Origin of the sequence: Bradyrhizobium sp. WD16, from assembly GCF_024181725.1 — a bacterium.
GTDB lineage: Bacteria > Pseudomonadota > Alphaproteobacteria > Rhizobiales > Xanthobacteraceae > Bradyrhizobium_A.
The window spans coordinates 3,850,438-3,872,935 of record NZ_CP028908.1; the positions used below are offsets into that span (position 1 = coordinate 3,850,438).

Below are 22,498 nucleotides of genomic sequence, written 5' to 3' on the forward strand. Positions count from 1 at the left end.
AGTGCGCGGGTCCCGCCCCGAGGCTACGAAAGTAAATCAATCTTAATCGGCAAGCTTTACAGTTTCCTAATGAAAATCAGGAAGCCTGGTGCGGTGGATATGACACTCGTTCAGCGTTGCCGGGTCCGATCCCGCCTTACGAGCCCGCGGCGAGGCGGTGGCGATTGTCAAATCCACGCCAGGAAGCGGGTGCTGAGGTGGTGAATGTCTAATGCTGCTGCTCAAGCCTATGCGCGGGTCGCGCAGGCCACCTCGTCTCCCCGTGATACCGAAGCCCAGGCGCTGTTGATGGCAGCGAACAAGTTGCAGGCCGTCATGACGAACCCCGACGCGACCTTCGAACAGGCATCGGCCGCGCTCGTGTTCAATCGCAAGCTTTGGACGATCTTTCTCACCGAAGCGCAACGCGACGAGAATCCGCAGCCATTGGACGTGCGGCAGAACATCGCGAACATCGCTGTTTTCGTACTGTCCCAGACCGCGGCCCTGCAGATCAGCCTGCAGCGCGAGCATTTCAGGCCGCTGATCGACATCAACCGCAACATCGCGGCCGGCTTGTGCGGGCGACCGTGAGCGGCTTGGCCTGAGAGCGAACCATGGCAGATATCCTCAGCATTCTCAGCATGGCCTACAAGACGGCGCCGACGCCGTCGTCTTCGCACGCCAAATATGTCGCGGTCGATCCGAAGCTGTACACAGGCACGTGGCGCGGGGCCTATTCGAAGGGCGAGAAGTTCTCGTTCACGATCTCGAATGTCCAGGGGTTCCGCGCCAAAGTCAGATACCAGAGCGGCAACGGCCCGGTTCAGTTCCAGGACGTGCTGATCAAGGACAATTCCTTCCGGGTCGGGGACAGCAAGTTCCTGCTGAAGAAGGTCGGTCATGCCCAGATCAAGACGGTCGTCACCAATCCGGCGACGGGAAAGAGCGTGCTCAATACCGCCTATGCCGATCTCGCGTGACGTGGTCGGGCAGGGCGGTTAAGAGCTCGTTAACCCAATCCGTTTACTCTTTCGCAACCAAGTGACGGCCGGCCGTCGCCTCCGGCGACCTGCGGCGCGGTATCACGAACTTCGGAAACGGGCAGAGATGCCCGTCTGTCGGCCAAGGATTGAGCCATGTCGAATGCGAGGTTCCGGTCGGGCGCAGCCGGCGACCTCCGCGCTCCGGATTTCGCGCCGGATCGGCCCTGTTCGGAACTGCGCGAATTGTTCGCGCCACTGGATCGCCTCCTCGTCAGCGGCGGCGATGCGCGCCTCGATCTCGACCCGCGCACCGGTCGCAACGCCTACGGCTGCAGTCCGTCTCCGCGCGGCGGGATGACGAGCTTCTCCTCGAGCACGGCCACCACGATCTCGCAACGCGGCTTTGAGCGCGCCGGGCGTGCGCGCGACCGCCTCATGGAGGCGGCCATCGCCGTCGGGCTGGTCGATGCCTTCGATACCTGCATCGAGGCGACGCGGAGCGAACTCAAGGATTGCCTTGGCCTTCATCCTTCGGGTGCCGATGTGGTGTTCTCGGCTTCGGGCACGGATGCCCAGATTCAGGCGCTGTTTCTGGTGCAGTCCATCCTGGGCCTCCCATTGACCACCGTGATCGTCGGAGCCGACCAGACGGGAAGCGGCACGAGCTTCACCGCGCTTGGACGGCATTTCAGCGACAGAACCTCGCTCGGCGCGCGGGTGCGCAAGGGGGAACCGATCGAGGGGCTCGCCGGCTCCGTCACCAGCCTGGCGGTGCCGCTGACGCAGGCGGACGGCAGCTCCCGGTCCGTGCAGGACATCGATGGGCAGGTGGTGGGGATGGTCGAGCGGGCGATCGCCGGCGGCGCTCGCGTCCTGCTTCAGACCATGGACTCCTCCAAGCTCGGTTGGCGCGCGCCGAGCGATGAATGCCTCCGGCAGATCGCGGACCGCTGGCCCGGCTCCGTCCAGGTCGTGGTCGATGCCTGCCAGATGCGGCTCGGCCGCAGCCGCCTGGCGCGCTATCTCGACCGCGGATTCATGGTGCTTCTGACCGGGTCGAAATTCTTTGCCGGGCCGCCGTTCAGCGGTGCGCTGCTGGTGCCCGGCAGCATGGCGGGCGAAATCGGCGCAATCGCCGAGATCCCGCCGGGCCTGCGTGACTATTCCTGCCGCACCGACTGGCCCGCGCGCTGGTCGGCGCTGCGCGGCTGCTTTCCCGGGCGGCCCAATTTCGGCCAGTGGCTTCGCTGGGAGGCCGCGCTCGGGGAAATCAGTGCCTATTACCGCCTTCCCGAGGACTTCCGTCGTTCCGCCGAGCGAGAGCTCGGGGTTGGCATTGCCCGGCTGATCGAGGCATCGCCGTCGCTCCGCCCGCTGCCGGCCGAGGGGCGGGATGGCGACGATAACCTCGATGGCGAAATGGCGTGGCCCACCATCTTTCCTTTCCGGATCGAACGGCGCGGACGTGCGCTGGCCGCGCCGGAGTGCCGGGACATCTATCGCGCGCTCGCCGGTCGGGAGGACGCCAGTCCCATCGGCCAGCCCGTGGTCCTCGGTCGGGGCGAGGAAGCGCCGACGGCGCTGCGGATGAGCATCGACGCGCGTCAGGTCAGCGAGTCGTGGTGCGCCGACGACGAGGTGGCGCGGCGCAACCTGCGAAGCCTGCTCGATGATGCCGCAACATCCGTCGCGCAGATCGAAACGTTGGTCGGGCAGTCCGATCGACAAGAAACTCGGGCAGGGGTGCATGAGCACTGAAATCCAGCAGCAGACGAATGCCGTGCCGGTCGCCGCGGACCGCATCGGCTTTGCCAGGCTCACCAAGCTGGCGTTCGACGGCGGCGACCTGCGCCCGCTGTGGCAGAGCCTGATGGAGCAGGTGGCCAATGGGACGGCGCAGGCGGGTGTGGCCCTGGACCTGTCCCTGATCGCGCAACTGCTCGGTGACAAGCAGACCGGTTTGCGGATTCAGGACGAGGCGCTCGCCTTTCACAGACTGTACCGCTCGCCCTGCGCCCTGGCGAAACCGCGGTTGCGCGTCCTGGCGCTGGCGGCCGCGACCGACATGGGCAGCAACACGCCGATCGAGTTCCTGCTCGAGGAATCGGATATCGAGCTGACGACGCTCTATGTCGTCCCCGGAACGGATCTGCCGGTTCAGCTGCCGGAGCACGACGTCGCCATGGTCATCGCATCGGATTCCGAGGACTGCCGCGGCGCGCTCGACGCCATCGACCAGGTTGCGGCGCAATGGCCGCGGCCGATGCTCAATCCGCCGCGACGCATCCGCAATCTCGATCGCGACAAGCTGTATCGGCTGCTGCAAGGCACGGAGGGCCTCGACATCCCGGCGACGGTTGGCGTCACCCGGGCGCAGCTCGCCGCGTCGTCGAATCCGATGGAGCTGCTCACCGACGTGGCCCCGGGCCGCAGGGGGGCGGTGATCGTGCGGCCGCGCGGCTCGCATGCCGGCGTCGGTCTCGCGCGGATCGAAGATCAGGCCGCGATGGACGCCTATCTCGCCGAACGGCCGGAGCAGCAGTTCTTCCTGTCCCGCTTCGTCGACTATTCGAGCGAAGACGGGCTTTTCCGCAAGTACCGAATCGCCGTCGTCGATGGCCGTCCCTACGCCTGCCATATGGCGATCGCCGACCAATGGAACATCTGGTATCTCAACGCCGGTATGTCGTTCAGCGAGAGCAAGCGCAACGAAGAGGCCGCCTTCATGCGCACCTTCGACGAGGCTTTCGCGGCGCGTCACCAGCGGGCGCTGGCCGAGATGATCACCCGGATCGGACTGAACTATTTCACGGTCGACTGTGCGGAAAACAAGAACGGCGAACTGCTGATCTTCGAGGCAGACAACACCGCGGTGGTGCACAATATGGATTCGCCGGACCTGTTTCCCTACAAACCGCCGCAGATGAACAAGATCTTCGAGGCGTTCGCGCGGATGCTTTATCACCACGCCGGAACGGGGCGGATCCGCGCGGCGTGAAGGTCCGGCCGCACGGCCGAGCTCCGCCGCCGCAGGTCACAGCTGCATGGTGATGCGGTTTGAGCCGTATTGTCGAGTATTGTAGTGCGATTCGGGCGCAGGGCTGGAACATCGCAACGTTGAAGTCGCAACGTTCAATTCGACGTCGTTTGAACCGTTGAGCGCAGGGGAGAACAGCAATGGCACTGAAGGTTGAACTGAAGCCGTTCGAGCGCATCATCATCGGCGAGAGCCTGGTCACCAATTCGGAGAGCCGTACGACCTTCCTGATCGAAGGTGAGGCGCCGATCCTGCGGGAAAAGGACATTCTCACGGCCGAGACCGCGACCACGCCGGTGAAGCGCCTCTATCTTTGTGTGCAGATGATGTATCTGGAGAAAAATATCCCCAAATACCAGGATCTCTACATGGACTTCGTCAAGGATCTGATCGAGGCCGTGCCGAGCTTTCGCAAGCCGATCGAGGAGGCGAGTAAACTTATCTTAAGCGGCTCTCTCTACAATTCACTCAAGGAAATCCGCAAGCTGATCAAGCGGGAAGAAGAGTTGCTGAGGTAAAGGATGTCCAGTTCTGCCGCCCAGGCTTATGCGCGTACTGCTACCTTCACCGCTTCGCCGCGGGACATCGAGGCGCAGACACTGCTCAAGGCCGCCAACAAGCTGCAGGACGCGGTGAACGGCGCCGATCCGTTCTCGGAAAAGACCAGGGACGCGCTGCTCTTCAACCGCAAGCTCTGGACGATTTTCGTCAGCGATGCACTGCGCGATGAAAATCCCCAGCCGCGCGAGGTGCGCGAGAACATCGCCAATATCGGCGTCTTCGTGCTGAGCCAGTGCGCGGCGCTGCAAGCCGTGCCGCGGCTCGACCAGTTCAAATCGCTGATCGATATCAATCGCAATATCGCCGCGGGTCTCAGCGGTCGCGCCTGAGGCGTGATGAATTGGGCCGATTGAGCGGTCCCGCAGCCGCTCCGGATCAGGCTCGCTGATCAAGCTTCGCCTTGGTTTGCATCTTGCCGTCTTCGATCTGGCGGTAATAGGCCCGCGCGCGCAGGCGCGCTTCGTCGGGATACTGGCGGATCACGAGGCCGGTGCGGTTGTCGACGATGCGATAGACGATGGTGGCGGCGGCGCGGTCGATCTGGATGTCGCGGGCGAAGCGGTCATTGGCGTTCTGCGCGTCGTTGTGCATGGCAGACGCGTTGTCGCTCGCCGTCGCGGTCTGCGACGGCGGCAGGTCGGTGGAGACGGCATCCTTCACTGCATCCGGCAGCGGCTTGATGACACTCGCGGCAGCCGGTGCCCCGACCGGCTTGACACTGAAGTCCGTACTCATGGCAGCCCTCCTGGCTTTCCTTGAGTCAAACCCCAACCCTGTCCGTGGGCAACCGTATGCCGCCTGGCTCAACGCCGCGTTAGCAAAGGCGGTGAACGGCGTCCGAGCGGCGGTGCGGCAGTTCGAATTAAACTTGAAGGATTTTCAGGCGCGCGAAAGCCGGCTCGCGGTGCGAGCCGGCCATTTTGCGTCGGGTCACGCTAAAGCGAGCGGCTCACCGAGATCGGCGCGGCATGGCGGGCGTTGGGCGCCGCATTGCGGCCAGCGGCCGTGTAGGTCTGCGGCATGTTCTTCCTCTGCATCTCGACATTGACCCCGCGGATGATGCCTTCGGACACGGCATGGGCGGTGGCGAGAACAGTCAGATTGACCTGCAGCATGGCGCGGAACGTGTCGTGATGGCTGTGCAGCGCCTTCATCAGGTCGGGCGCGGCGCGGCTGAAATAGGTCTGGCTGATCTTCAAGCTGCCGATCAGCGAGGCGTAGCGGCGCGACAGCTCGGTCTTGCGCGCGGACAGTGCCATGGCATCGCGCAGCTTGCCGGCGCGCACCAGCGCAGTCTCGTTCTCGATGATGCCGAGCAGTTCGGTCATCACCTCCATCAGCCCATTGGAGAGCTGGCGCGCCTCGGTCGGCGAGGCAGCTGCGGGAGGGGGCGCGGGGTGGGCGGTGGTCATGGGCGGATCTCCCGTAAGCTCAGGCGCTGCGCGCGGCCTGCTGAAGGATGAGCGAGCGATAGACCTCGCTGGCGATGCCGACGCCGCCCTGCTGGGCGAAAGCGCGGGCGTATTGATCGTTGAGCATCGAGCGCCACACGCCGGTGCCGACCGTGCTGCCATACGGGCCATCGCCCTTGAGGCCGGTGGTCATCTGCTCGAACATCGTGTTCAGATAGACCGCCTCGAAATCGCGGGCCGAGGTCTTGGCCTTCTGCTGCTTGTCCGGTGCGACTTTCTTCAGCGCCTCGGCGAAGGTGAGGTCGTGGGCTCCGACGGCCCCCACGGGCGCGAGTGACAGTCCAGTCATCACATCACCTCGATGTCGGCCTCGATGGCGCCGGCGGCCTTGATCGCCTGGAGGATGCCGATCAGGTCGCGCGGGCCGATGCCGAGATTGTTGAGGCCATCGACAAGCTGCTGCAGCGAGACGCCGTCCCTGACCAGCGCCAGCTTCTTGCCATCCTCCTGCACGCCGATCCGGGTCGACGGCCGGACGACTGTGCGCCCCTGCGACAGCGGATTGGGCTGGCTGACGACGGCGCCTTCGGAGATGCTGACGGTGAGGTTGCCTTGGGCGACCGCGACGGTTGCGACCCGCACGTCGCGCCCCATCACGATGATTCCGGACCGCTCGTCGATGATGATTTTGGCCGAAAGGTCGGGATCGACCTGGAGCTGCTCGATCTCCGTGAGCAGGGCGACGACATTGCCCTTGAATTCGGACGGGATCGAAAGCTGCACGGTTGAGGGATCGACCGGTTCGGCGGTCTTGGTGCCGAGGAAGTCGTTGACCGCAGCGGCGATACGTTTGGCGGTCGTGAAGTCGGCATTTCGCAGCGCGAGGCGCACATTCGGCAGCCGGTTCAGCGCGAACTCGATCTCGCGCTCGATGATGGCGCCGTTGGCGATGCGGCCTACGGTCGGCACGCCCTTGGTGATGCTGGCGGCGTTACCTTCGGCGGCGAAACCGCCGATGGAGAGCGATCCCTGGGCCACCGCGTAGACATTGCCGTCGGCACCGAGCAGCGGCGTGACGAGCAGGGTGCCGCCCTGCAGGCTCTTGGAGTCGCCGAGCGCGGAAACGGTGACGTCGATCCGGGTTCCCTGGGTGCCGAACGGCGGCAGGTTGGCGGTGACCATCACCGCCGCGACGTTGCCGGTGCGGATGGTGGCCCCCCGAATGTTGACGCCCATGCGCTCGAGCATCGCCTGCAGCGATTGCTTGGTGAAGGGGATGTTGTTGAGGGTGTCGCCGGTTCCATTGAGGCCGACCACGAGACCGTAGCCGATGAGCTGGTTCTGGCGGACGCCTTCGATATTCGCCAGATCCTTGATCCGCGACGTCGCGCCGGCCGGTCCAGCCATGACAAGCAGCAGCAAGGCGGCGATCGCCCCGGCCACAGAAACACCCCGTGTCATCCCCTGCTCCCCGCTGAGGTCCTGCCGGGCTGCCGCCGTGCTCCCCACGGCGGCGATCCCAATTCTTCGGAGAGAGGTCAGCGAATTTCGTGCCAGTGCGGGAATTTTCTCTAACCTTTTGATAGATCAGCTGAAAGAGATCATGCCCGGAGCCGTGGCGAGGCTGCTGGCCATAACGAAACTGCCGTACCCGGCAAATTCTGCCGACCTGTTTACCGCCTGTTAACCTTATCCGGAGAGGGTTCCCGTGCCGTTAATGGTTCCGGGAGAATGGAGCCGGGCAAAGTAGTGCGAATCAGCACTGCGGCCGAAAGGGCAGGGGCATGCGAATTTACGGACCTGGCGCGACGACCCTCGGGTCGCCGGCGCAGGCGACCCGGCGGGTCGGCGGCAGCGGCTTTTCGCTCCCCGACGCCACCGGAACCACCGAGACACGGGCGGCTACAGCGCCGAAGGCGATCGGCGGCATTGACGCGTTGCTGGCGATGCAGGGTGTGGAGGACGCTACGGAGCGGCGCAAGCGCTCGGTGCGCCGCGGTCAGTCGGCGCTCGATGTTCTTGATGACCTCAAGGTCACTTTACTGGGCGGAACCCTGGATGGAACCACGGTCGCCCGCCTGCGGGCCGCCGCCGCCGAGTTGGCGGAAAGTTCCGGCGATTCCGGCCTCGATGCCGTACTCGGCGAGATCGATCTGCGCGTCCAGGTCGAACTGGCCAAGACCGGCCAGCGCTGAACTGTATTCCGTCGCCGGGTCGGCAGCCTCAGGCAACCTTGGTTTCCTCGGTGTTCTCGCGTCGGCCGGCGCCACCATAGCGCCGCTGGGCCGCCTGCACGGCCTTGAGATTGGCTTCCGCCCACAGCCGCAGCGGATCGACCGCCTGGGCCAGGGTCACCCCGAGCGGCGTGATCGAATATTCCACCGTCACAGGCACCGTCGGAAAGGCGCGCCGCCGCACCAGGCCGTCACGCTCCAGACTCCTGAGCGTCTGCGCCAGCATCTTTTGGGAGATGCCGCCGACCCGGCGGCGAAGCTCGTTGAAGCGGGTTGGGCGCTCCGCCAGCAGGCCCAGCAGCAGCACCGTCCATTTGTCGGCGATGCGGTCGAGGATCACGCGGGTGGGGCATTCGCTCTGGTAGGCGTCGGGGAGATGCATGCGGTTACTCTCGGCTCATCTGGTGGGGTGTGGGTGCCTTCTTTACACCAAATATCTATTGGCTATCTGGTTCCCATTGTAAACCGCCAGTGCCCGGGACACTGGCGCAAGGAGGCAACGCCGCGAAGACCGCGGCCGAACCGCGCCCTGTCCAGCGCGAAAGGATGTCGTACCTCATGAAAATCGCCGTCATCGGCGCCACCGGAAACGCCGGCTCGCGCATCACCGCCGAACTGCTCGACCGCGGCCATGCTGTCACGGGAATTGCCCGCCATCCCGAGCGGCTGGAGAGCCGCGCCGGCCTGATCGCCGTCAAGGGCGACGCAGACGATCCGCAGGCTCTGGCGAGTCTCCTTGTCGGGCATGACGTGGCGGTAAGCTCGATTCACTTCCTCGCCAGCGATCCCGAGAAGCTGATCGCCGCGGTCAAGGCCTCAGGGGTGGGGCGGTACCTCGTTGTTGGCGGCGCCGGCAGTCTCGAAGTCGCACCCGGCGTATCGCTGGTGACGACCCCCGAATTCCCACCGCTGTACAAGGCCGAGGCGGAAAAGGGTGCCGCATTCCTCGCGCGGCTGAAGCAGGAGACGGCCTTGAACTGGACCTTCCTGTCGCCCTCGGCGTTGTTCACGGCCGGGTCGCGGACCGGCAAATTCCGTCTCGGGACCGACCAGCTCCTGGTCGGCGCCGACGGCAAGAGCTGGATCTCCTTCGAGGACTACGCGGTGGCCCTGGCCGACGAGATCGAGCGGCCCGCCCACGAGCGTCGCCGCTTCACGGTCGGCTATTAAAAGCCCTGTTCCAGCCCGATGTGGGTAGCCTTGGCGGGCTGCTCGGCCCGATATTGTGCGGCCATCGGCGTCGCTATATAAGCGGCGCCGCAGCCGGGCCTTTCGGTTGCCTTGCACGGATTCGGGACCGGTGTTGGACAAATTCAAGAGCTACAGGCCCTCCGAGAAAGAACCCTTCATGAACGAGCGCCAGCGCGAATATTTCCGCGCCAAGCTGCTCGCGTGGAAGGAGGAGATCTTAAAGGAAGCGAAGACCACCCTGCAGCAGTTGCAGGATGAGAACGTCAATCACCCCGACTTGACCGACCGCGCTTCGTCGGAAACCGATCGCGCGATCGAACTGCGTGCCCGCGACCGCCAGCGCAAGCTGATCTCCAAGATCGACGCCGCGTTGGCCCGCATCGACGATGGCTCCTACGGCTATTGCGAGGAGACCGGCGAGCCGATCTCGCTCAAGCGGCTTGAGGCTCGCCCGATCGCGACCCTGTCGGTCGAAGCTCAGGAGCGGCACGAGAAACGGGAAAAGGTCTACCGCGACGAATAGATTCGGCCGCCTTTGGCGGCCGGTTTCGTCTTGGTCGGCAGTGAGACCGGCAGCAGCCGGGGCGGCTCACCGTTGCCGGCGGCAGACGGCTCAGCGTCGTTCCATCCCCTGTCGACCCTGCGCTTGGAGCCGGCGACGTTACGCTGACGAGTTTGCGCCGGCGATCAGCGATCGCGCTGCGGGAGCTGCGCAATTGCAATAGCTAGCACCTCGCTGCGATCATGCCGGATCGCGGTCTGGCCGGTAGGTGCCGCCCGCGTTCCCGCCGAAGACTTTCGCGAAGGCCGGCTGACGCAGCAGTTCGGCGACCGCGGTCCAGGTCTCGGCCTGCGTTGCTCGCGGCGTCTGGGGACACTCGGCAACTACCCGGCCCGGCCGGCCCGCCATCAGGACGATGCGGTCGGCAAGCGCTACGGCTTCGACGAGATCATGGGTGACGAACAGTGCTGCCGTTCCCTGTTTCCGGCAGAGGGTTCGCGTCAGAGTCTGGAGGTCGCGGCGGCGGGCAAGGTCGAGCGCGGCGAAGGGTTCGTCCATGACGACGAAGTCCGGTTCGGTGACGAAGGCGCGCGCGACGGCGACACGCGCCTGCATGCCGCCCGAAAGCTGGGCGGCATGCTTGACCATGTCGGTCGGCTCGAAGCCCAGGCGACGCAGCCATCGCGCGGCGACGTCGTGCCGCTGCGGCCGCGACAGGTCGCTGCCGTCGAGGGCGAGGGCCACATTGTCGATCGCATTGGCCCACGGCAGCAGCCGGGGTTCCTGAAACACCGCGGTGGTGCGCGCGAAGGCGTTGCTCACGGTACCGCAGGTTGCGCGCTCGATGCCGGCGGCGAGGCGCAGAATCGTGGTCTTGCCGATCCCAGAAGGTCCGACCAGAACGATGATCTCGCGCGGCGCGACCGCGAGGTCGCAATTGGCGATCAGCGGCGCCCCGCCGACATCGTAAGCGACACCGGCGAACGTCAGCATGCGCCGTCCTGCGACGCGCGTAGCGCGGTTGCGCGCGCCACATCGGACTCGTTTCGCCGCTGGCGGGGTGAGCGGGAGCGCGCCATCCAGCGGCGCAGGCGGCCGAGCAGCAGGAGATCCGAGGCCAGTACGAAGCCGACCACCAGGAGGATCCAGGCCATCGCCTCAGCGAGGTCGAGATGGGCACGCGCGGTGGCGAAGCGTCCGCCGGCGCCGCTGCCGTCGCCGAGAACTTCGGCGGTGAGCGCGACCTTCCAGGCGATGGCGAAGGCGCTGGCCAGTGCCGGTGCCAGGATGGTCGCCAGCTCCGGCATCATGATCTTCAGGAGACGACTCCGCACCGGCAGGCGGAAGACCCTCGCCATCTCGATGAGGTGAGGATCGCGGGCACGCATGCCCTGCAACGTGGCGGCGAAGACGATCGGCATGGTGGTGATCGCGACCGTGAACAGCGGGCCGAGCCCGCCGGGGCCGAACCACAGCAGCGACAGCACCACCCAGGCGATCGGCGGAATGCCGAGCACCACGGTCGCGACCGGGGCGATGGCCGCGCCCAGTAGCCGCACCCGGCCGCCTGCGACCCCGACCACCGTGCCGACCGCAGCCCCTAAAAGGCCGCCGCCGACCGCGTGCAATACCGTCGTGCCGATCGCGGGCAGCGCTTCGCCGGAGGTCAGGATATGCCCGAGCGCTGTCGCGGTATCAGTGAGGCTTGGCAGAACGAAGGGACCATAGGTGCGGTTGAGCAGGCTCCAGCCGAGCCCGAGCAGCGTCAGCCCAACCGCGCCCCAGGCTGCGTCGGGCAGGCGGTGCGGATCGTTGCTGTCGTGCTGCGCTCTCACAGGTCGAGATAGAAATCGTCGGGCGGCAGCCGGCCCCCGAGCGCTTCGGGTTCGAGGTCGAGCAACGTAGCGTAGAAGTCGGCCAGCTCCGACTTGCCGGCCCGGGCCGACACCACGTCGATATTCAGATGGGGAAACGCCTTCTCGAAGATCTGCGGCCGCATCTCCATCTTCGCTTCGGCAAGCTTTGCGGCTGCTGCGGGATCGGCCATCACCCGGTCCCGGGCCGGCGCGAGCCCCGCGCGTATTGCCGCGAGCAGCTCCGGCGCCTCCTCGATCAGCCCGGCATGGAGCGCGATCCCGGCCATGGGAATCCGGGGCCTCGGCTTGTGGCGCCCCCAGATGCTGGTCAGCTCGAAGGCGCGGCGCAAGGTGCGCCCCTTCGCCTGCGCCATCATGATCGCGGCGGTCGCCTGCGGCTCGGCGAGAATGGCGGTGGAGACCCTGCCGGCGGCGAGCATCTGCGCCGCCTCCATGGCGGTCTGGACATAGCTCAAGCTCATGTCCTTCTCGGCATCCATGCGCTCCATCCTGGCGATGGCCCGGAAGGTCAGATCCGGCATGTCGTGGCGAAAGAAGCCGAGCACGGGTTTTCCCGCGAGGTCGTGAAAGTCCGCGATGCTGTCGTCGTCCGTGACCACCGCAAGATGCCCCATGCCGAGCAGACACAGCATCCTGAGCGGCAGGCCTCGCGCAGCGAGATTGGCGGGGACGTGGCTCGGCGTCGTGAACAGCCGGGTCCGGCCGGAGACGATGCCGGCGCGCAGATCGTCAGTGGTCCGCCACAGGCGGAACGTTGCGCCGGGCGCGGCGGCGGCCAGGGCGCCCGATGCCATCAGTTCGACGAGGACGATGGTGGACCCGTTCGGTGCGCCAAGGATCTCCAGCCCCGCCAACGGCGCCGTGAGGGCGCTGTGCGCGGTGATTCCGGCGAGGGGCAGGCTGCCGAGGCCGGCGAGGCAGGATCGGCGCGTCAGGAAAGGAGGCATTTCAGGTCTCGATGGGATGGAGGCTGTCGTCGGGTCGGGTAATGATGTCAGCAACTATGAAACGTGGGAGCCGAACGGGAAATTCAAGATATGGGCCAGCGGGGCGAAGCCTTCCTGGAGGTGGATATTGTCGGAGATCCGACAATTTGGCGGATCGACCATCGATATATTGAATGAAATATAACGTTGTCGGCTGCCAATGTCACGGAGCGAACCAAGGGGCGTCGTCCGCCTGTTCCCGTCCTGTGCCGAGAAGGGGCCGCCTCGGCTTTTCCCCGAGGCGGATGTCGATGACAGAAGGGCATTATTCCGCGGGATCGTCGGCGTTTCATTATATTCACTTGAACATATCGAATTGGCAATCGCAGGCGAGGCGGCTGGTATCGCTCTTGCTTTGACGCTCCGCAGCATTTCGTCGTCCAACGTCCTTCGGCAGGTGAGCGGCCATCCGGCAAGCTGCGGCGAATGCGGTACCAGGAGAAGAACCATGAGCCTGAGACAAATCGCATTCTACGGCAAGGGCGGGATCGGCAAGTCGACCACCTCCCAGAACACGCTGGCGGCGCTGGCCGAGATGGGCCACCGGATCCTGATCGTCGGCTGCGATCCCAAGGCGGACTCGACCCGTCTGATCCTGCACGCCAAGGCGCAGGACACCATCCTCAGCCTGGCCGCCAACGCCGGCAGCGTCGAGGACCTCGAGATCGAGGAAGTGATGAAGATCGGTTACCGCGACATCCGCTGCGTCGAGTCGGGCGGTCCGGAGCCGGGCGTCGGCTGCGCCGGCCGCGGCGTCATCACCTCGATCAACTTCCTCGAGGAGAACGGCGCCTATGAGGACATCGACTATGTGTCCTACGACGTGCTCGGCGACGTGGTGTGCGGCGGCTTCGCGATGCCGATCCGCGAGAACAAGGCGCAGGAAATCTACATCGTGATGTCCGGCGAGATGATGGCGATGTACGCCGCCAACAACATATCCAAGGGCATTCTCAAATACGCCAATTCCGGCGGCGTGCGCCTCGGCGGCCTCGTCTGCAACGAGCGCCAGACCGACAAGGAGCTCGAGCTGGCGGAAGCGCTGGCCAAGAAGCTCGGCACCCAGCTGATCTACTTCGTGCCGCGCGACAACATCGTGCAGCACGCCGAGCTGCGCCGCATGACCGTGCTGGAATATGCCCCGGATTCAGTCCAGGCCAACCACTATCGGACGCTGGCGCAGAGGGTCCATAACAATGTCGGTAAGGGCATCATCCCGACCCCGATCACCATGGACGAGCTCGAGGACATGCTGATGGAGCACGGCATCATGAAGGCGGTCGACGAATCCCAGATCGGCAAGACCGCTTCCGAACTGGCGACGGCCTGAGCCGGAAGGAATGCGGTCGCCCAGCCGCGGCTTGGCCGGGCGACCGATGTTCTCCATCCGGTTTTGCTAGTGCGGTGGATCTGACGCTCGATTCAGCATCGGAGCGAGCTCTTCATACGAGCATCAGATCCAGAACCGGGACACTAGTGTCCCGTTTCCAACGTTCGTATCCCATTGCAGCAGGCGCTCATACGAACGTTGGAAACAAGGGGACACTAGCAATGATCGTGATTCTAGTGTGGTTTTGGATCTGACGCTCGTTCGAAGAACTCGCTGCAATACTGAAACGAGCGTCAGATCCACCACACTAGTGTCCTGTCTCCGAATTACCGCTTCGTTTGCCTCACCCTCGCACGGTAATTCGGAGACATCAGGACACTAGCAAAATCAAAAAGCTAGTGTGGCTTATGTCTCGCAATTGCCTACGAGAGGCTTGCCGCAAAGGCGGTAGGCAATTGCGAGACGCCACACTAGGCCGGGATGGTTTCGGTCGTGGGGATCGAGTTCAATGGATGACCGGCGGTCCATCATCGTCTATGGGCTGGGTGAGCGAGCCTCCGCGATCGCGCGCATGATGCTTTTGTCCGGCCACGCCGTGGCGGTTCACGAGGCCAGATCGCCGTCGGTTCTGCGTCGGAAGATGGCGTTTTCCGACGCCTGGTACGACGGCGCCGCGGCTCTCGACGGGGTCGAGGCGCGCCGCGCCGACAGCGACGCCGACTTCCTCGTCGCTCTGCGCAGCGGCACCGCCATTCCCGTTCTGACTCATCCTCTCATCGATGTGGTGGGGCGGTGGCCGTGGGATGTCGTGATCGACGCCCGCGATATTTTCGATCCGATCGAGCGATCGCGGCGCGGTACAGCGGAGCTGACCATTGCGCTCGGTGCCGGTGCGGTCGCGGGATCCGACTGCGATCTCGTGATCGAAACAGGCGGCCCTGATCCGGGAGCCGTGATCCGTGCCGGACGAGCGCGTCAGGATTGTCCCGTGCGTCGCCGGATGGATGGCCCGGTATTGGCGCCCGTTTCCGGCGTATTCGTCTCGTCCCGGATGATCGGCGAGGTAGTCGACGCCGGCGAGTTGATCGGGGCGGTGGACGAAATGCCGGTGGTCGCTCCGGGGCGACGACGGATTCTCGGGCTTCAGCGCTCGCCGCGCTCGGTCAGGGCAGGGGAGGTTCTCGCTGAACTCACGGCGCAGCGGAGCCGCAAGGTCTGTGGCGTTGACTCCGCCGACCAGCTGATTGCGCGAGCTGTCGCCTTCGCCATCGACCTCGAGCTCAATTGGCCCTCGCTTCGCTTCGAAAACCTCAAATGGTGAGCGGTTGAACGTCGTTCAGGCCTGCACCCGCCGCGTCGTCGCTGCACGAGCCCGCCCGTTACCGAACACGTCGGCTCTCCGCGGCGGCGTCGATTGCGCCGCCTCTACCCGCCGCCAGAATTCGAATTGATTCAGATCAAAGACAGCGCTGCGCTGCGACAGGACTATTTTTCATGGTGCCTCATGCGCGGCCAAGTGTGGAAACTGCATATTGTTTTGGCATTCGTTATATCCAGTAAACTATAACGATGACTTCGATGGAATGCGCAATCGCTGCCGCGCGTGAGTGCCCAAAAGATAGCCAATCGCGGGCAATGGATGTCCCGCCTCAGTGAGGAGAATGGCAGAAATGGCGGCTCAGATTCAGACCAAGCTTAGACCTGTCGAGGACGACAGCGCGGTGCCCGACGAGGTGCTGGTGCATGTGCGCTTCCACCCGAGCGCGGAGATCATGTTGATCGGTGAGCAGCCGGCTCGCGTCAGTGCGAGCGACTGGTTCAAGCACCTGCTTGCAAACGCCTCGCAGTATTATCAGGTCTTTGCCGGCGGTCGCGGCTTCTTTCGCATTCCGCGCCAGCGGTTTGAGGCCATCGTGAGTGCATTGCCGCAGTAAAGGCGTCGCGCTCGCGAGGACACCGGAGCCGGGCGGTGTCCCTCGTGCGTGCCCAGTTGGGATGAAAGTCGTGGACGAGGAGTTTTCACCGCCGTTTGCAGAGGGATCGCTTTCACGCGATCCGGCAGCGGAATTCCGTGGCGGCCCGGGATGACGGCGATCGAATCGTCTGGCCCGTTCAGGGAGCTGCACCTGGCTTTTGCCCGCATCCTTGCTGCCCGGCATGCGCCTGGCATGCTGATCGATATGCTGGTCGGACAGGCCTTCGATCTGTTCGAAGACAATATCGGCGTCCAGACGCAGGATCTGCCGCCGCTTGCCTGTCAGAAGGGATGTCCGTCGTGCTGCATCTTGCGGGTGACGGCGACCGCACCGGAAATCTTTCTGCTGGCTGACTATGTCCAGCGAATCGACGCGACGCCGCAGGGCGCTGCTCTCGCTCTGCCGAGGCGCATCGCTCACGCCCATCGAGCTACCGGGGGGCTCGCCGAGGCGGAGCGGATGGCATTGCGCAAGCCCTGTCCATTCATCATTCACGGCGTGTGTATCGTCCATCCGGTGCGGCCGTTGGCCTGCCGCGGCCATGCCTCATTCGACCGCCGGGCCTGCGCCCGGGCCGCGGCGGGACGCGATGTGGAGGTCCCGGTTTCGGAACCGCACCTCAATCTGCGCGGACTGATCCAGAATGCGCTGCAGTCGGCGCTGCGCAGCGCCGGCCTGTCCTGGGGGCTCCATGAGATGAACCACGGGCTCGTGCTCGCTCTCGACGGCCATGGCAGGCGAGGTCGGTGGCTGGAGGGCGGCGACAGCCTTGGGCCAATCGTCGCCGAGTTTGATGCCACGAGCGCGGCCGAGCGCTTCGACCAGCTTCTGGCGAATTGACCTTCGAGGCCGAGCGCAGTACTCGCTCCGTTCATTCGGACGTAGCGGGCAGGCCGTCAGTACGACTTCAATGTCTCGCAGACGCGCCCCAAGCAGGCGCGCGAGGCTGAGCCCGGACCAGAGGCGTCCCGTTTCGTTCCCTGCCACCAGGCCTGCAGTGCCGCGGGTCTGCAGGCCAGTTTGACACTCATGCCCTCTGCGAATCGCAGCCATTCGTTGAAGCGCCATGTTGCGACGGCAATCACGACGGGAATATCCATTTCGAGCGCAGCGAGGATCAGGCCGCAAAGCCCGTGGCCTTCGCTCTCCTGGCGTCCAAAACGGCTGATGATGACGAGATCGGCGCCGTTCGCCAGCTCGGCGGCGATCTGCCGGCCGGCATCGACAAGCTGTCCGGGATCGAGCCGGCAGCCCTCGGCGCCGGGGCCGAGCTGTCGCCACAGGCCGATGCGGCGGCCGGAATGGATGATGACGCCTGAGGGCTCGTGGCAAGCCTGCCGCCGTCGCGCCGACTGGATCAGTCCGACGACGCGGCATCCGCGGCTGCGGAGCGACATGGCGAAGTGGCGAAGGACGGCATCCGGATCGTCGCCGTCGCGATAGACGATTGCCGCCAGGTCGCTGTGTGAATCAAACATCGTCCCTTGCTCGCCGCTTGCGACGGCCGCGCTGAGCGCGGCCATCGGGCCGCGTCACCGCGCGCCGTTGATGATCTGAAGTTGGGTGAATTCCGCAAGTCCTTCTTCGGCGAATTCCACCCCGATGCCAGACTGTTTGGCACCGCCGAACGGGATGTGCGGCGCCATGTCGATATGCTTGTTGATCCAGACCGTGCCGGCATCGATCCGGTTAGCGATCTGATACGCCCGCTCAGGATCCGACGACCAGACCGAGGCGCCGAGACCATAGCTGCTGGCATTGGCTCTGCGGATGGCATCGTCCGGCTCGGAATATCTGATCAGCGGTAGCACCGGACCGAATTGTTCCTCATCGACCAGACGGGAGCCTTCCTCGATGTCGCGCACGATGGTCGGCTTGATGAAATAGCCCGGCCTGTCCATGGCCTCGCCGCCGGCGACGATCTTGCCATTAATGCGCGCGTCCTCGAGGAAGCTCTTCACCTTCTCGTACTGCATGCGGTTCTGCAGTGGTCCCAATTTGGTGCCTTGCTTGAGGCCGTCGTCGACGACCGCGCTGTTGGCCAGGGCTGCGAGCTCTTCGCACAACTCGTCGTAGACGGCTTCGTGGACGTAGAGACGCTTGATCGCGAGGCAGACCTGACCGCTGTTCTGGAATGCGCCCTCGAAGATGCCGGGAGCGACCTTCTTGGGGTCGACATCGTCGAGGACGATGCCGGCGTCATTGCCGCCGAGCTCGAGGGTGATACGCTTCAGCGTTTGCGCCGCGCTTGCCATCACCTTTCGTCCCGTCGACGTCGAGCCGGTGAAGGAGATTTTGCGCACGTCGGGATGGCGCGTCAGCGCGTCACCGAGGTCGTTGGCGTCGGCGATCACGTTGAGCACGCCGGGTGGCAGGATTCCGGCTACCAGTTCAGCAATGCGCAGCGTCGACAGCGGTGTGGTCGGTGCCGGCTTCACCACCAGTGTGTTGCCGGCAAGCAGGGCGGGCGGCAGCTTGAACCCGAGGATCAGGAGCGGATAGTTCCAGGGGATGATGGCTCCGACCACGCCGAGGGGGCGGCGGTGGGCTTCGACCCGCCGGCCGCTGCTGTCCTCGATCACCTTGGCCGGGAGGTCAAGCGAGGCGAGATAGCGGAAGAAGGCCGCCATCCCCAGTACTTCTTCCGTCGCGTCGGCGAGCGGCTTGCCCTGCTCGCTGGTCAGCAGTCGTGCCAGCTCCGGAGCATGCACTTCGATTACGTCGGCCATCTGTCCGATCAGCTGGCGGCGCTCGCCGATCGGAGTTGCGGCCCATGCCGGAAAGGCGGCCTTCGCCGCCGCGACGGCGGCGTTGAGCTGCGTCTCTGAGGCCCGCGGGCACAGTGCCAGAACTTCCTCGGTAGCCGGATTGAGAACCGCCATTGTCGCGTCTCCCTGAACCAGCTCTCCGCCGATCAGAAGTCTGTAGTCGCTCATATGTGTCTCTCCCTTGTGTCGTTCTTCCGGAGAATCTATTTCCCGGAAAACGAGCCGCTTCGGCTTCGTTATATATAATCATATATCATGGTCGCGGAGCTTCGGCCACCGTCTGGAGCAGCTGGACACCGCAGCCGGTCGACGATATATTTAATTAAACATATCGATGCGGAGTGTCGATCGGAGATGGATCTCGAAAGCCGGCAATTGACGAACTGCCATGTCGCTCCCGACGGTGGATTGATCTCTCTCGGTTTCGTCGACGGAGCAGGGTGTCCCACATCGATCAATTTTCCTCTTGATCAGATCGGTGTACTGCTCATGACGCTGCCGGCGCTGATCGAAGCGGCACTCCGTGCGCGTTACCGCGATGCCAGCCTGCGCTACACTTATCCCCTCAAGTCTTGGAGCTTCGAGCGCTCGTCTGATCCGGCCACCAGCATCATTACGTTGCGGACGGCGGATGGTTTCGGCGTCTGCTTCTCGATGGCCCAGGAGCTGCGCAGCGAGCTCGGAGAGGCGCTGGCGACGGTCGGGGAGCTTGGCGAGCCTCCGGCTGCGAATTGAAGTGAAGTTGAAGTTAGGTGTGTGCACTTGACGGCGATGGAGGATGACGCGCGCCGAGGCTGCGCAGGCGGACACGCTTCCTCGGCAGCGCTCTCATCGCAATTGGGGCAGGGTCGTGCGTCACGCGAACCGCCGGCCGGAGCGGCCGACCGGTGCTTACCGACGCTTCGACCTGCGTGGTCCGGCGACGTCGGAACGTAATCCCAACAGATCGGCGCGGGCCGCGTCTATCGCGGCCTTTTCGATCCGCCGGTACCGTTCGATCAGGGATTCGCCCAAGGGGGTCAGGGCAGCGCCGCCGCCATCCTTGCCGCCGGTCTGGCGCGTGACGACCGCCCGGCCGCAGATCCGCGTGATCTCCTCGACCAGATCCCAGGCGCGCTTGTAGGACATCTTCATCGCTCGGCCGGCGGCCGAGATCGAGCCCTGGGTCCGGATCTGCTCGAGCAGTTCGATCTTGCCTGGGCCGATTCGGCCGTCCGCATCGAGGTCGATGCGTATGCTCAGATGCGGAATCTGTTTGGCGGCTCGTTCGGCTTTAGCGGTGCTCATCGGTACTCTCCCGCCTGGCAGCATCCATCATGGTGGTCATCGTGGACATTGTTAGGCCGCGTGCCGCCGCCGAACAAGCATAACGCTCGCCGGCGGGTTGGCCGGAGCGACGCCGGACTGTCTCACGGTTCGGTGGCGGCACCCTCGAGCAGGTCGAGGACGCGGTCGGCGGGGCGGCACAGGCGGGTGCCCTTGGGCGAAACCACGATCGGCCGCTGGATGAGGATCGGATGGGCGGCCATGGCGTCCAGCAGGTCGTCGTCGCTCCGGTGCGGACCATCGAGGCCGAGCTCCTTGAAGGGCGAGCCCTTGTCGCGCAGCAGGTCGCGGACCGAGATGCCCATGGCCTTGACCAGCTCGACGAGCGTCTCGCGGCTTGGCGGCGTCTTGAGATATTCGATGACGGTCGGCTCGACGCCGCTCTGCCGGATCATCGCCAGAGTGTTGCGCGACGTCCCGCAGGCGGGATTGTGGTAGATGGTGATGCTCATGATGTCCTCAGTGCAGCCGATCGTGGGCACCCGGCTGTCAGTTGTCGCATTGCGCCGCCATGGTTGGCGTCCACGACCGGGACTGGAGCGCGCCGTTGAGCAACATCCCGACAATCATTGCTGCGACAAAGACGATGATCTGCGGCGTCGCGGATGCAAGGTTGACGATCGCCGGCCCGGGGCACAGGCCTGCCAGTCCCCAGCCGATCCCGAAGATCGCCGAACCGGCTGCCAGCGGCCTATCGATCTCGGTCCTGGTCGGTCGGTCGGCGACCTCCGCGAGCAGGGGGTGTTTCTGGCGGCGCGCCAGCGCCAGTCCCGGCAAGGCGACGAGCAGGGCCGCGCCCATCACGACGAGCAGGCTCGGATCCCAGGCACCGAATACGTCGAGAAAGGCGAGAACCTTGGCAGGCTGAACCATGCCGGAAACCAAAAGCCCGGCGCCGAAGATCAGGCCGCAGACGAGAGAAGCGAGGATCTGCATGGGGCGATCTCAAAACATGTGTCGGGAAAGAGCGACGGTCACGATCGCCACGGCCATGAAGATGCCGGTCGCGGTGATCGATCGACGGGACAATCGCGCCATGCCGCAAATGCCGTGACCCGAGGTGCATCCGCCGGCGAGACGCGTGCCGAAGCCGACGAGCAAACCGGCAACGATGAGCACAGCCCAGCTGCCGGGCAGTACCGGCACGTCGAATGAATATCCCATCAAGCGACCGAGAAGCGGCGCGATGATCAGCCCGCCGACAAAGGCGAGGCGCCAGTGCCGGTCCTGGCCGCGGGCGGTGAGCAGGCCGTTGACGATGCCGCTGATGCCGGCGATCCTGCCGGTCGAAATCATCAGCAGCACGGCAGACAGCCCGATCAGTCCGCCGCCGATCGCCGCAGAAAACGGCGTGAATTGCATCATGGGTGGGAGGCTCCCGTCGATCGTTGCCGCGAGTGTGGCGGCTCCATTGGATCATACAGCGGGATGGGTGGTCTCTGCAAAACGTTGGCAACCACGCGAGCCCAAACTAGCCGCCAGTCAACCGGGGGCCGAGCGGTGGTCAGCCGAGGACCGCCATCCCGCTCCGATAGAGGACATAGACGGCGACGGCAAAGACAATGGCGGCGAAAATGCGAGTGAGGGCATTCTTGTAGGAGGTGAGACTGGTCGCAAGCAGTGTGCCGAGCACGCCGCCGACGAGGCCGCCGCCGATGAATTCGGCGGCGACTACCCAGTCGACGAGGCCGGAGATGGCGTAATTGAGGCTGGTCGCCAGGCCGAAGGTGCCGACCGCCAGCAGCGACGAACCGATGGCGTTGATCGTCGGCATACCGGTCGCAAGAATCAGGCCGGGCACGATGAGAAATCCGCCGCCGATACCGAAGAATCCCGACAGCCCGCCGGTGATCAGAGCGATGGCCGCGGTCGTGACGCACATGCGTCGGTCGACCACCAGGGGCTTGCCGGAAGATTGCGCGCGGGGGCGCAGCATCAGGCTGGTGACCAGCAGCATCAGAAGCCCGAAAAGAAAGAGCAGGCGCTGGCCGTCCAGGAGCTTGCCGAGACTCGAACCGACGAAAGCGCCGAGCGTGCCGATGGCGGCGAACACCGCGGCACAGCGCCACCATACATTGCCCTTGCGGGCATGGGCGATCAGGTTGGCGTAGGCGCTGACCGCGACCGCCAGTGCGCCGGTGCCCAGCGCCACGTGGGGGTCGCTGACGCCGACGACGTAGAGGAGGAGCGGCGTGGCGAGGATCGAACCGCCGCCGCCGATCAGGCCGAGGACGAAGCCGACGAGGCCTCCGGAGGAGAGTGCTGCGATCATTGCCTGCCGAGGTCAGGCCAGAGTTTCGTGAGTTGGCGGCGACGATGAAATGGTTTAGCAA

At 64.9% G+C, this 22,498-nt stretch carries 29 protein-coding genes; 14 read left to right on the plus strand and 15 right to left on the minus strand.

Going from position 1 to position 22,498, the window contains the following annotated elements; translation table 11 throughout:
* Positions 1-204: 204 nt before the first annotated feature.
* The 6 genes from flaF (DB459_RS17740) (at position 205) to flaF (DB459_RS17765) (ending at position 4,892) form a co-directional block, all read left to right on the plus strand.
* Positions 205-573 carry a flagellar biosynthesis regulator FlaF gene (flaF, locus tag DB459_RS17740; protein ID WP_253706586.1) on the plus strand — a complete coding sequence of 123 codons (369 nt, stop codon included), beginning with the start codon at positions 205-207 and terminating at the stop codon, positions 571-573.
* 23 nt (positions 574-596) lie between these two features.
* Complete coding sequence (locus tag DB459_RS17745; RefSeq protein WP_253706587.1) at positions 597-962, plus strand: hypothetical protein; 366 nt, start codon at positions 597-599, stop codon at positions 960-962.
* 438 nt (positions 963-1,400) lie between these two features.
* Positions 1,401-2,723 (plus strand): hypothetical protein, encoded by a 1,323-nt coding sequence (locus tag DB459_RS17750; protein ID WP_253706588.1) that lies wholly within the window; start codon positions 1,401-1,403, stop codon positions 2,721-2,723.
* Positions 2,713-3,963 (plus strand): RimK family alpha-L-glutamate ligase, encoded by a 1,251-nt coding sequence (locus DB459_RS17755; RefSeq protein WP_253706589.1) that lies wholly within the window; start codon positions 2,713-2,715, stop codon positions 3,961-3,963. Before DB459_RS17750 ends, DB459_RS17755 begins: the two co-directional genes overlap by 11 nt.
* Positions 3,964-4,142: 179 nt before the next feature.
* Positions 4,143-4,520, plus strand: coding sequence for a flagellar biosynthesis repressor FlbT (gene flbT, locus DB459_RS17760; RefSeq protein ID WP_253706590.1), 378 nt, complete (start codon positions 4,143-4,145; stop codon positions 4,518-4,520).
* 3 nt (positions 4,521-4,523) lie between these two features.
* Positions 4,524-4,892, plus strand: coding sequence for a flagellar biosynthesis regulator FlaF (gene flaF, locus DB459_RS17765; protein WP_253706591.1), 369 nt, complete (start codon positions 4,524-4,526; stop codon positions 4,890-4,892).
* A 46-nt stretch (positions 4,893-4,938) separates the two neighbouring features.
* Here the strand turns inward: flaF (DB459_RS17765) and DB459_RS17770 are convergent, their stop codons facing one another.
* The 4 genes from DB459_RS17770 to DB459_RS17785 form a co-directional block, all read right to left on the minus strand.
* Positions 4,939-5,298, minus strand: a complete 360-nt coding sequence (locus tag DB459_RS17770; protein WP_253706592.1) for a hypothetical protein — start codon at positions 5,296-5,298, stop codon at positions 4,939-4,941.
* A gap of 200 nt (positions 5,299-5,498) precedes the next feature.
* Positions 5,499-5,975, minus strand: a complete 477-nt coding sequence (locus DB459_RS17775; RefSeq protein WP_253706593.1) for a hypothetical protein — start codon at positions 5,973-5,975, stop codon at positions 5,499-5,501.
* Positions 5,976-5,994: 19 nt separating this feature from the next.
* Positions 5,995-6,324, minus strand: coding sequence for a flagellar assembly peptidoglycan hydrolase FlgJ (flgJ, locus tag DB459_RS17780; protein ID WP_253706594.1), 330 nt, complete (start codon positions 6,322-6,324; stop codon positions 5,995-5,997).
* Positions 6,324-7,436 (minus strand): flagellar basal body P-ring protein FlgI, encoded by a 1,113-nt coding sequence (locus DB459_RS17785; protein ID WP_253706595.1) that lies wholly within the window; start codon positions 7,434-7,436, stop codon positions 6,324-6,326. The genes flgJ and DB459_RS17785 overlap by 1 nt, the downstream gene beginning before the upstream one ends.
* A gap of 323 nt (positions 7,437-7,759) precedes the next feature.
* On the opposite strand from DB459_RS17785, the gene DB459_RS17790 reads away from it, so the two are divergent.
* Positions 7,760-8,170, plus strand: a complete 411-nt coding sequence (locus DB459_RS17790; protein ID WP_253706596.1) for a flagellar assembly protein FliX — start codon at positions 7,760-7,762, stop codon at positions 8,168-8,170.
* A gap of 28 nt (positions 8,171-8,198) precedes the next feature.
* On the opposite strand, the gene DB459_RS17795 is transcribed toward DB459_RS17790, so the two are convergent.
* On the minus strand, positions 8,199-8,591 hold the full coding sequence (locus DB459_RS17795; protein ID WP_253706597.1) for a helix-turn-helix domain-containing protein: 393 nt from the start codon (positions 8,589-8,591) through the stop codon (positions 8,199-8,201).
* A 176-nt stretch (positions 8,592-8,767) separates the two neighbouring features.
* Between DB459_RS17795 and DB459_RS17800 the strand changes: the two genes are divergently transcribed.
* Together DB459_RS17800 and dksA are read left to right on the plus strand one after the other, a co-directional pair.
* On the plus strand, positions 8,768-9,379 hold the full coding sequence (locus DB459_RS17800; protein ID WP_253706599.1) for an NAD(P)-dependent oxidoreductase: 612 nt from the start codon (positions 8,768-8,770) through the stop codon (positions 9,377-9,379).
* 178 nt (positions 9,380-9,557) lie between these two features.
* Positions 9,558-9,923: an RNA polymerase-binding protein DksA gene (dksA, locus tag DB459_RS17805; RefSeq protein WP_253713618.1), complete on the plus strand. Its 366-nt coding sequence runs from the start codon at positions 9,558-9,560 to the stop codon at positions 9,921-9,923.
* A gap of 219 nt (positions 9,924-10,142) precedes the next feature.
* On the opposite strand, the gene DB459_RS17810 is transcribed toward dksA, so the two are convergent.
* The 3 genes from DB459_RS17810 to DB459_RS17820 are packed head-to-tail and all read right to left on the minus strand — an operon-like array spanning position 10,143 to position 12,726.
* Positions 10,143-10,895 carry an ABC transporter ATP-binding protein gene (locus DB459_RS17810; RefSeq protein WP_253706600.1) on the minus strand — a complete coding sequence of 251 codons (753 nt, stop codon included), beginning with the start codon at positions 10,893-10,895 and terminating at the stop codon, positions 10,143-10,145.
* The gene (locus DB459_RS17815) at positions 10,889-11,737 is read right to left on the minus strand and encodes an ABC transporter permease (protein WP_253706601.1); all 849 of its coding nucleotides are present in this window, start codon (positions 11,735-11,737) and stop codon (positions 10,889-10,891) included. Before DB459_RS17815 ends, DB459_RS17810 begins: the two co-directional genes overlap by 7 nt.
* Positions 11,734-12,726 (minus strand): ABC transporter substrate-binding protein, encoded by a 993-nt coding sequence (locus tag DB459_RS17820; protein WP_253706602.1) that lies wholly within the window; start codon positions 12,724-12,726, stop codon positions 11,734-11,736. Before DB459_RS17820 ends, DB459_RS17815 begins: the two co-directional genes overlap by 4 nt.
* 487 nt (positions 12,727-13,213) lie before the next feature.
* On the opposite strand from DB459_RS17820, the gene nifH reads away from it, so the two are divergent.
* The 4 genes from nifH (at position 13,214) to DB459_RS17840 (ending at position 16,911) form a co-directional block, all read left to right on the plus strand.
* Entirely contained in the window at positions 13,214-14,095 is an 882-nt protein-coding gene (gene nifH, locus DB459_RS17825) for a nitrogenase iron protein (protein ID WP_253706603.1), read from the plus strand.
* A 508-nt stretch (positions 14,096-14,603) separates the two neighbouring features.
* The gene (locus DB459_RS17830) at positions 14,604-15,416 is read left to right on the plus strand and encodes a hypothetical protein (protein ID WP_253706604.1); all 813 of its coding nucleotides are present in this window, start codon (positions 14,604-14,606) and stop codon (positions 15,414-15,416) included.
* A gap of 349 nt (positions 15,417-15,765) precedes the next feature.
* Positions 15,766-16,029, plus strand: a complete 264-nt coding sequence (locus tag DB459_RS17835; protein WP_253706605.1) for a hypothetical protein — start codon at positions 15,766-15,768, stop codon at positions 16,027-16,029.
* A 150-nt stretch (positions 16,030-16,179) separates the two neighbouring features.
* The gene (locus DB459_RS17840) at positions 16,180-16,911 is read left to right on the plus strand and encodes a hypothetical protein (protein ID WP_253706606.1); all 732 of its coding nucleotides are present in this window, start codon (positions 16,180-16,182) and stop codon (positions 16,909-16,911) included.
* Positions 16,912-16,967: 56 nt separating this feature from the next.
* Here the strand turns inward: DB459_RS17840 and DB459_RS17845 are convergent, their stop codons facing one another.
* Positions 16,968-17,549: a DUF2478 domain-containing protein gene (locus DB459_RS17845; RefSeq protein WP_253706607.1), complete on the minus strand. Its 582-nt coding sequence runs from the start codon at positions 17,547-17,549 to the stop codon at positions 16,968-16,970.
* Positions 17,550-17,603: 54 nt separating this feature from the next.
* Entirely contained in the window at positions 17,604-19,007 is a 1,404-nt protein-coding gene (locus DB459_RS17850) for an aldehyde dehydrogenase family protein (protein ID WP_253706608.1), read from the minus strand.
* Between the two features lie 186 nt (positions 19,008-19,193).
* On the opposite strand from DB459_RS17850, the gene DB459_RS17855 reads away from it, so the two are divergent.
* Positions 19,194-19,574, plus strand: a complete 381-nt coding sequence (locus DB459_RS17855; RefSeq protein ID WP_253706609.1) for a hypothetical protein — start codon at positions 19,194-19,196, stop codon at positions 19,572-19,574.
* Between the two features lie 156 nt (positions 19,575-19,730).
* Here DB459_RS17855 and DB459_RS17860 read toward each other — a convergent pair whose 3' ends face one another.
* The 5 genes from DB459_RS17860 to DB459_RS17880 all read right to left on the minus strand — a co-directional run bounded on the left by DB459_RS17860 (position 19,731) and on the right by DB459_RS17880 (position 22,437).
* Positions 19,731-20,126, minus strand: a complete 396-nt coding sequence (locus DB459_RS17860) for a winged helix-turn-helix domain-containing protein (protein WP_253706610.1) — start codon at positions 20,124-20,126, stop codon at positions 19,731-19,733.
* Between the two features lie 122 nt (positions 20,127-20,248).
* Complete coding sequence (arsC, locus tag DB459_RS17865; RefSeq protein ID WP_253706611.1) at positions 20,249-20,617, minus strand: arsenate reductase (glutaredoxin); 369 nt, start codon at positions 20,615-20,617, stop codon at positions 20,249-20,251.
* Between the two features lie 37 nt (positions 20,618-20,654).
* The gene (locus tag DB459_RS17870; protein ID WP_253706612.1) at positions 20,655-21,101 is read right to left on the minus strand and encodes a YeeE/YedE family protein; all 447 of its coding nucleotides are present in this window, start codon (positions 21,099-21,101) and stop codon (positions 20,655-20,657) included.
* 9 nt (positions 21,102-21,110) lie between these two features.
* Positions 21,111-21,530 (minus strand): YeeE/YedE family protein, encoded by a 420-nt coding sequence (locus tag DB459_RS17875; RefSeq protein ID WP_253706613.1) that lies wholly within the window; start codon positions 21,528-21,530, stop codon positions 21,111-21,113.
* Between the two features lie 139 nt (positions 21,531-21,669).
* A complete protein-coding gene (locus tag DB459_RS17880; RefSeq protein WP_253706614.1) occupies positions 21,670-22,437 on the minus strand; it encodes a sulfite exporter TauE/SafE family protein in 768 nt (255 codons plus the stop codon).
* Positions 22,438-22,498 lie beyond the last annotated feature (61 nt).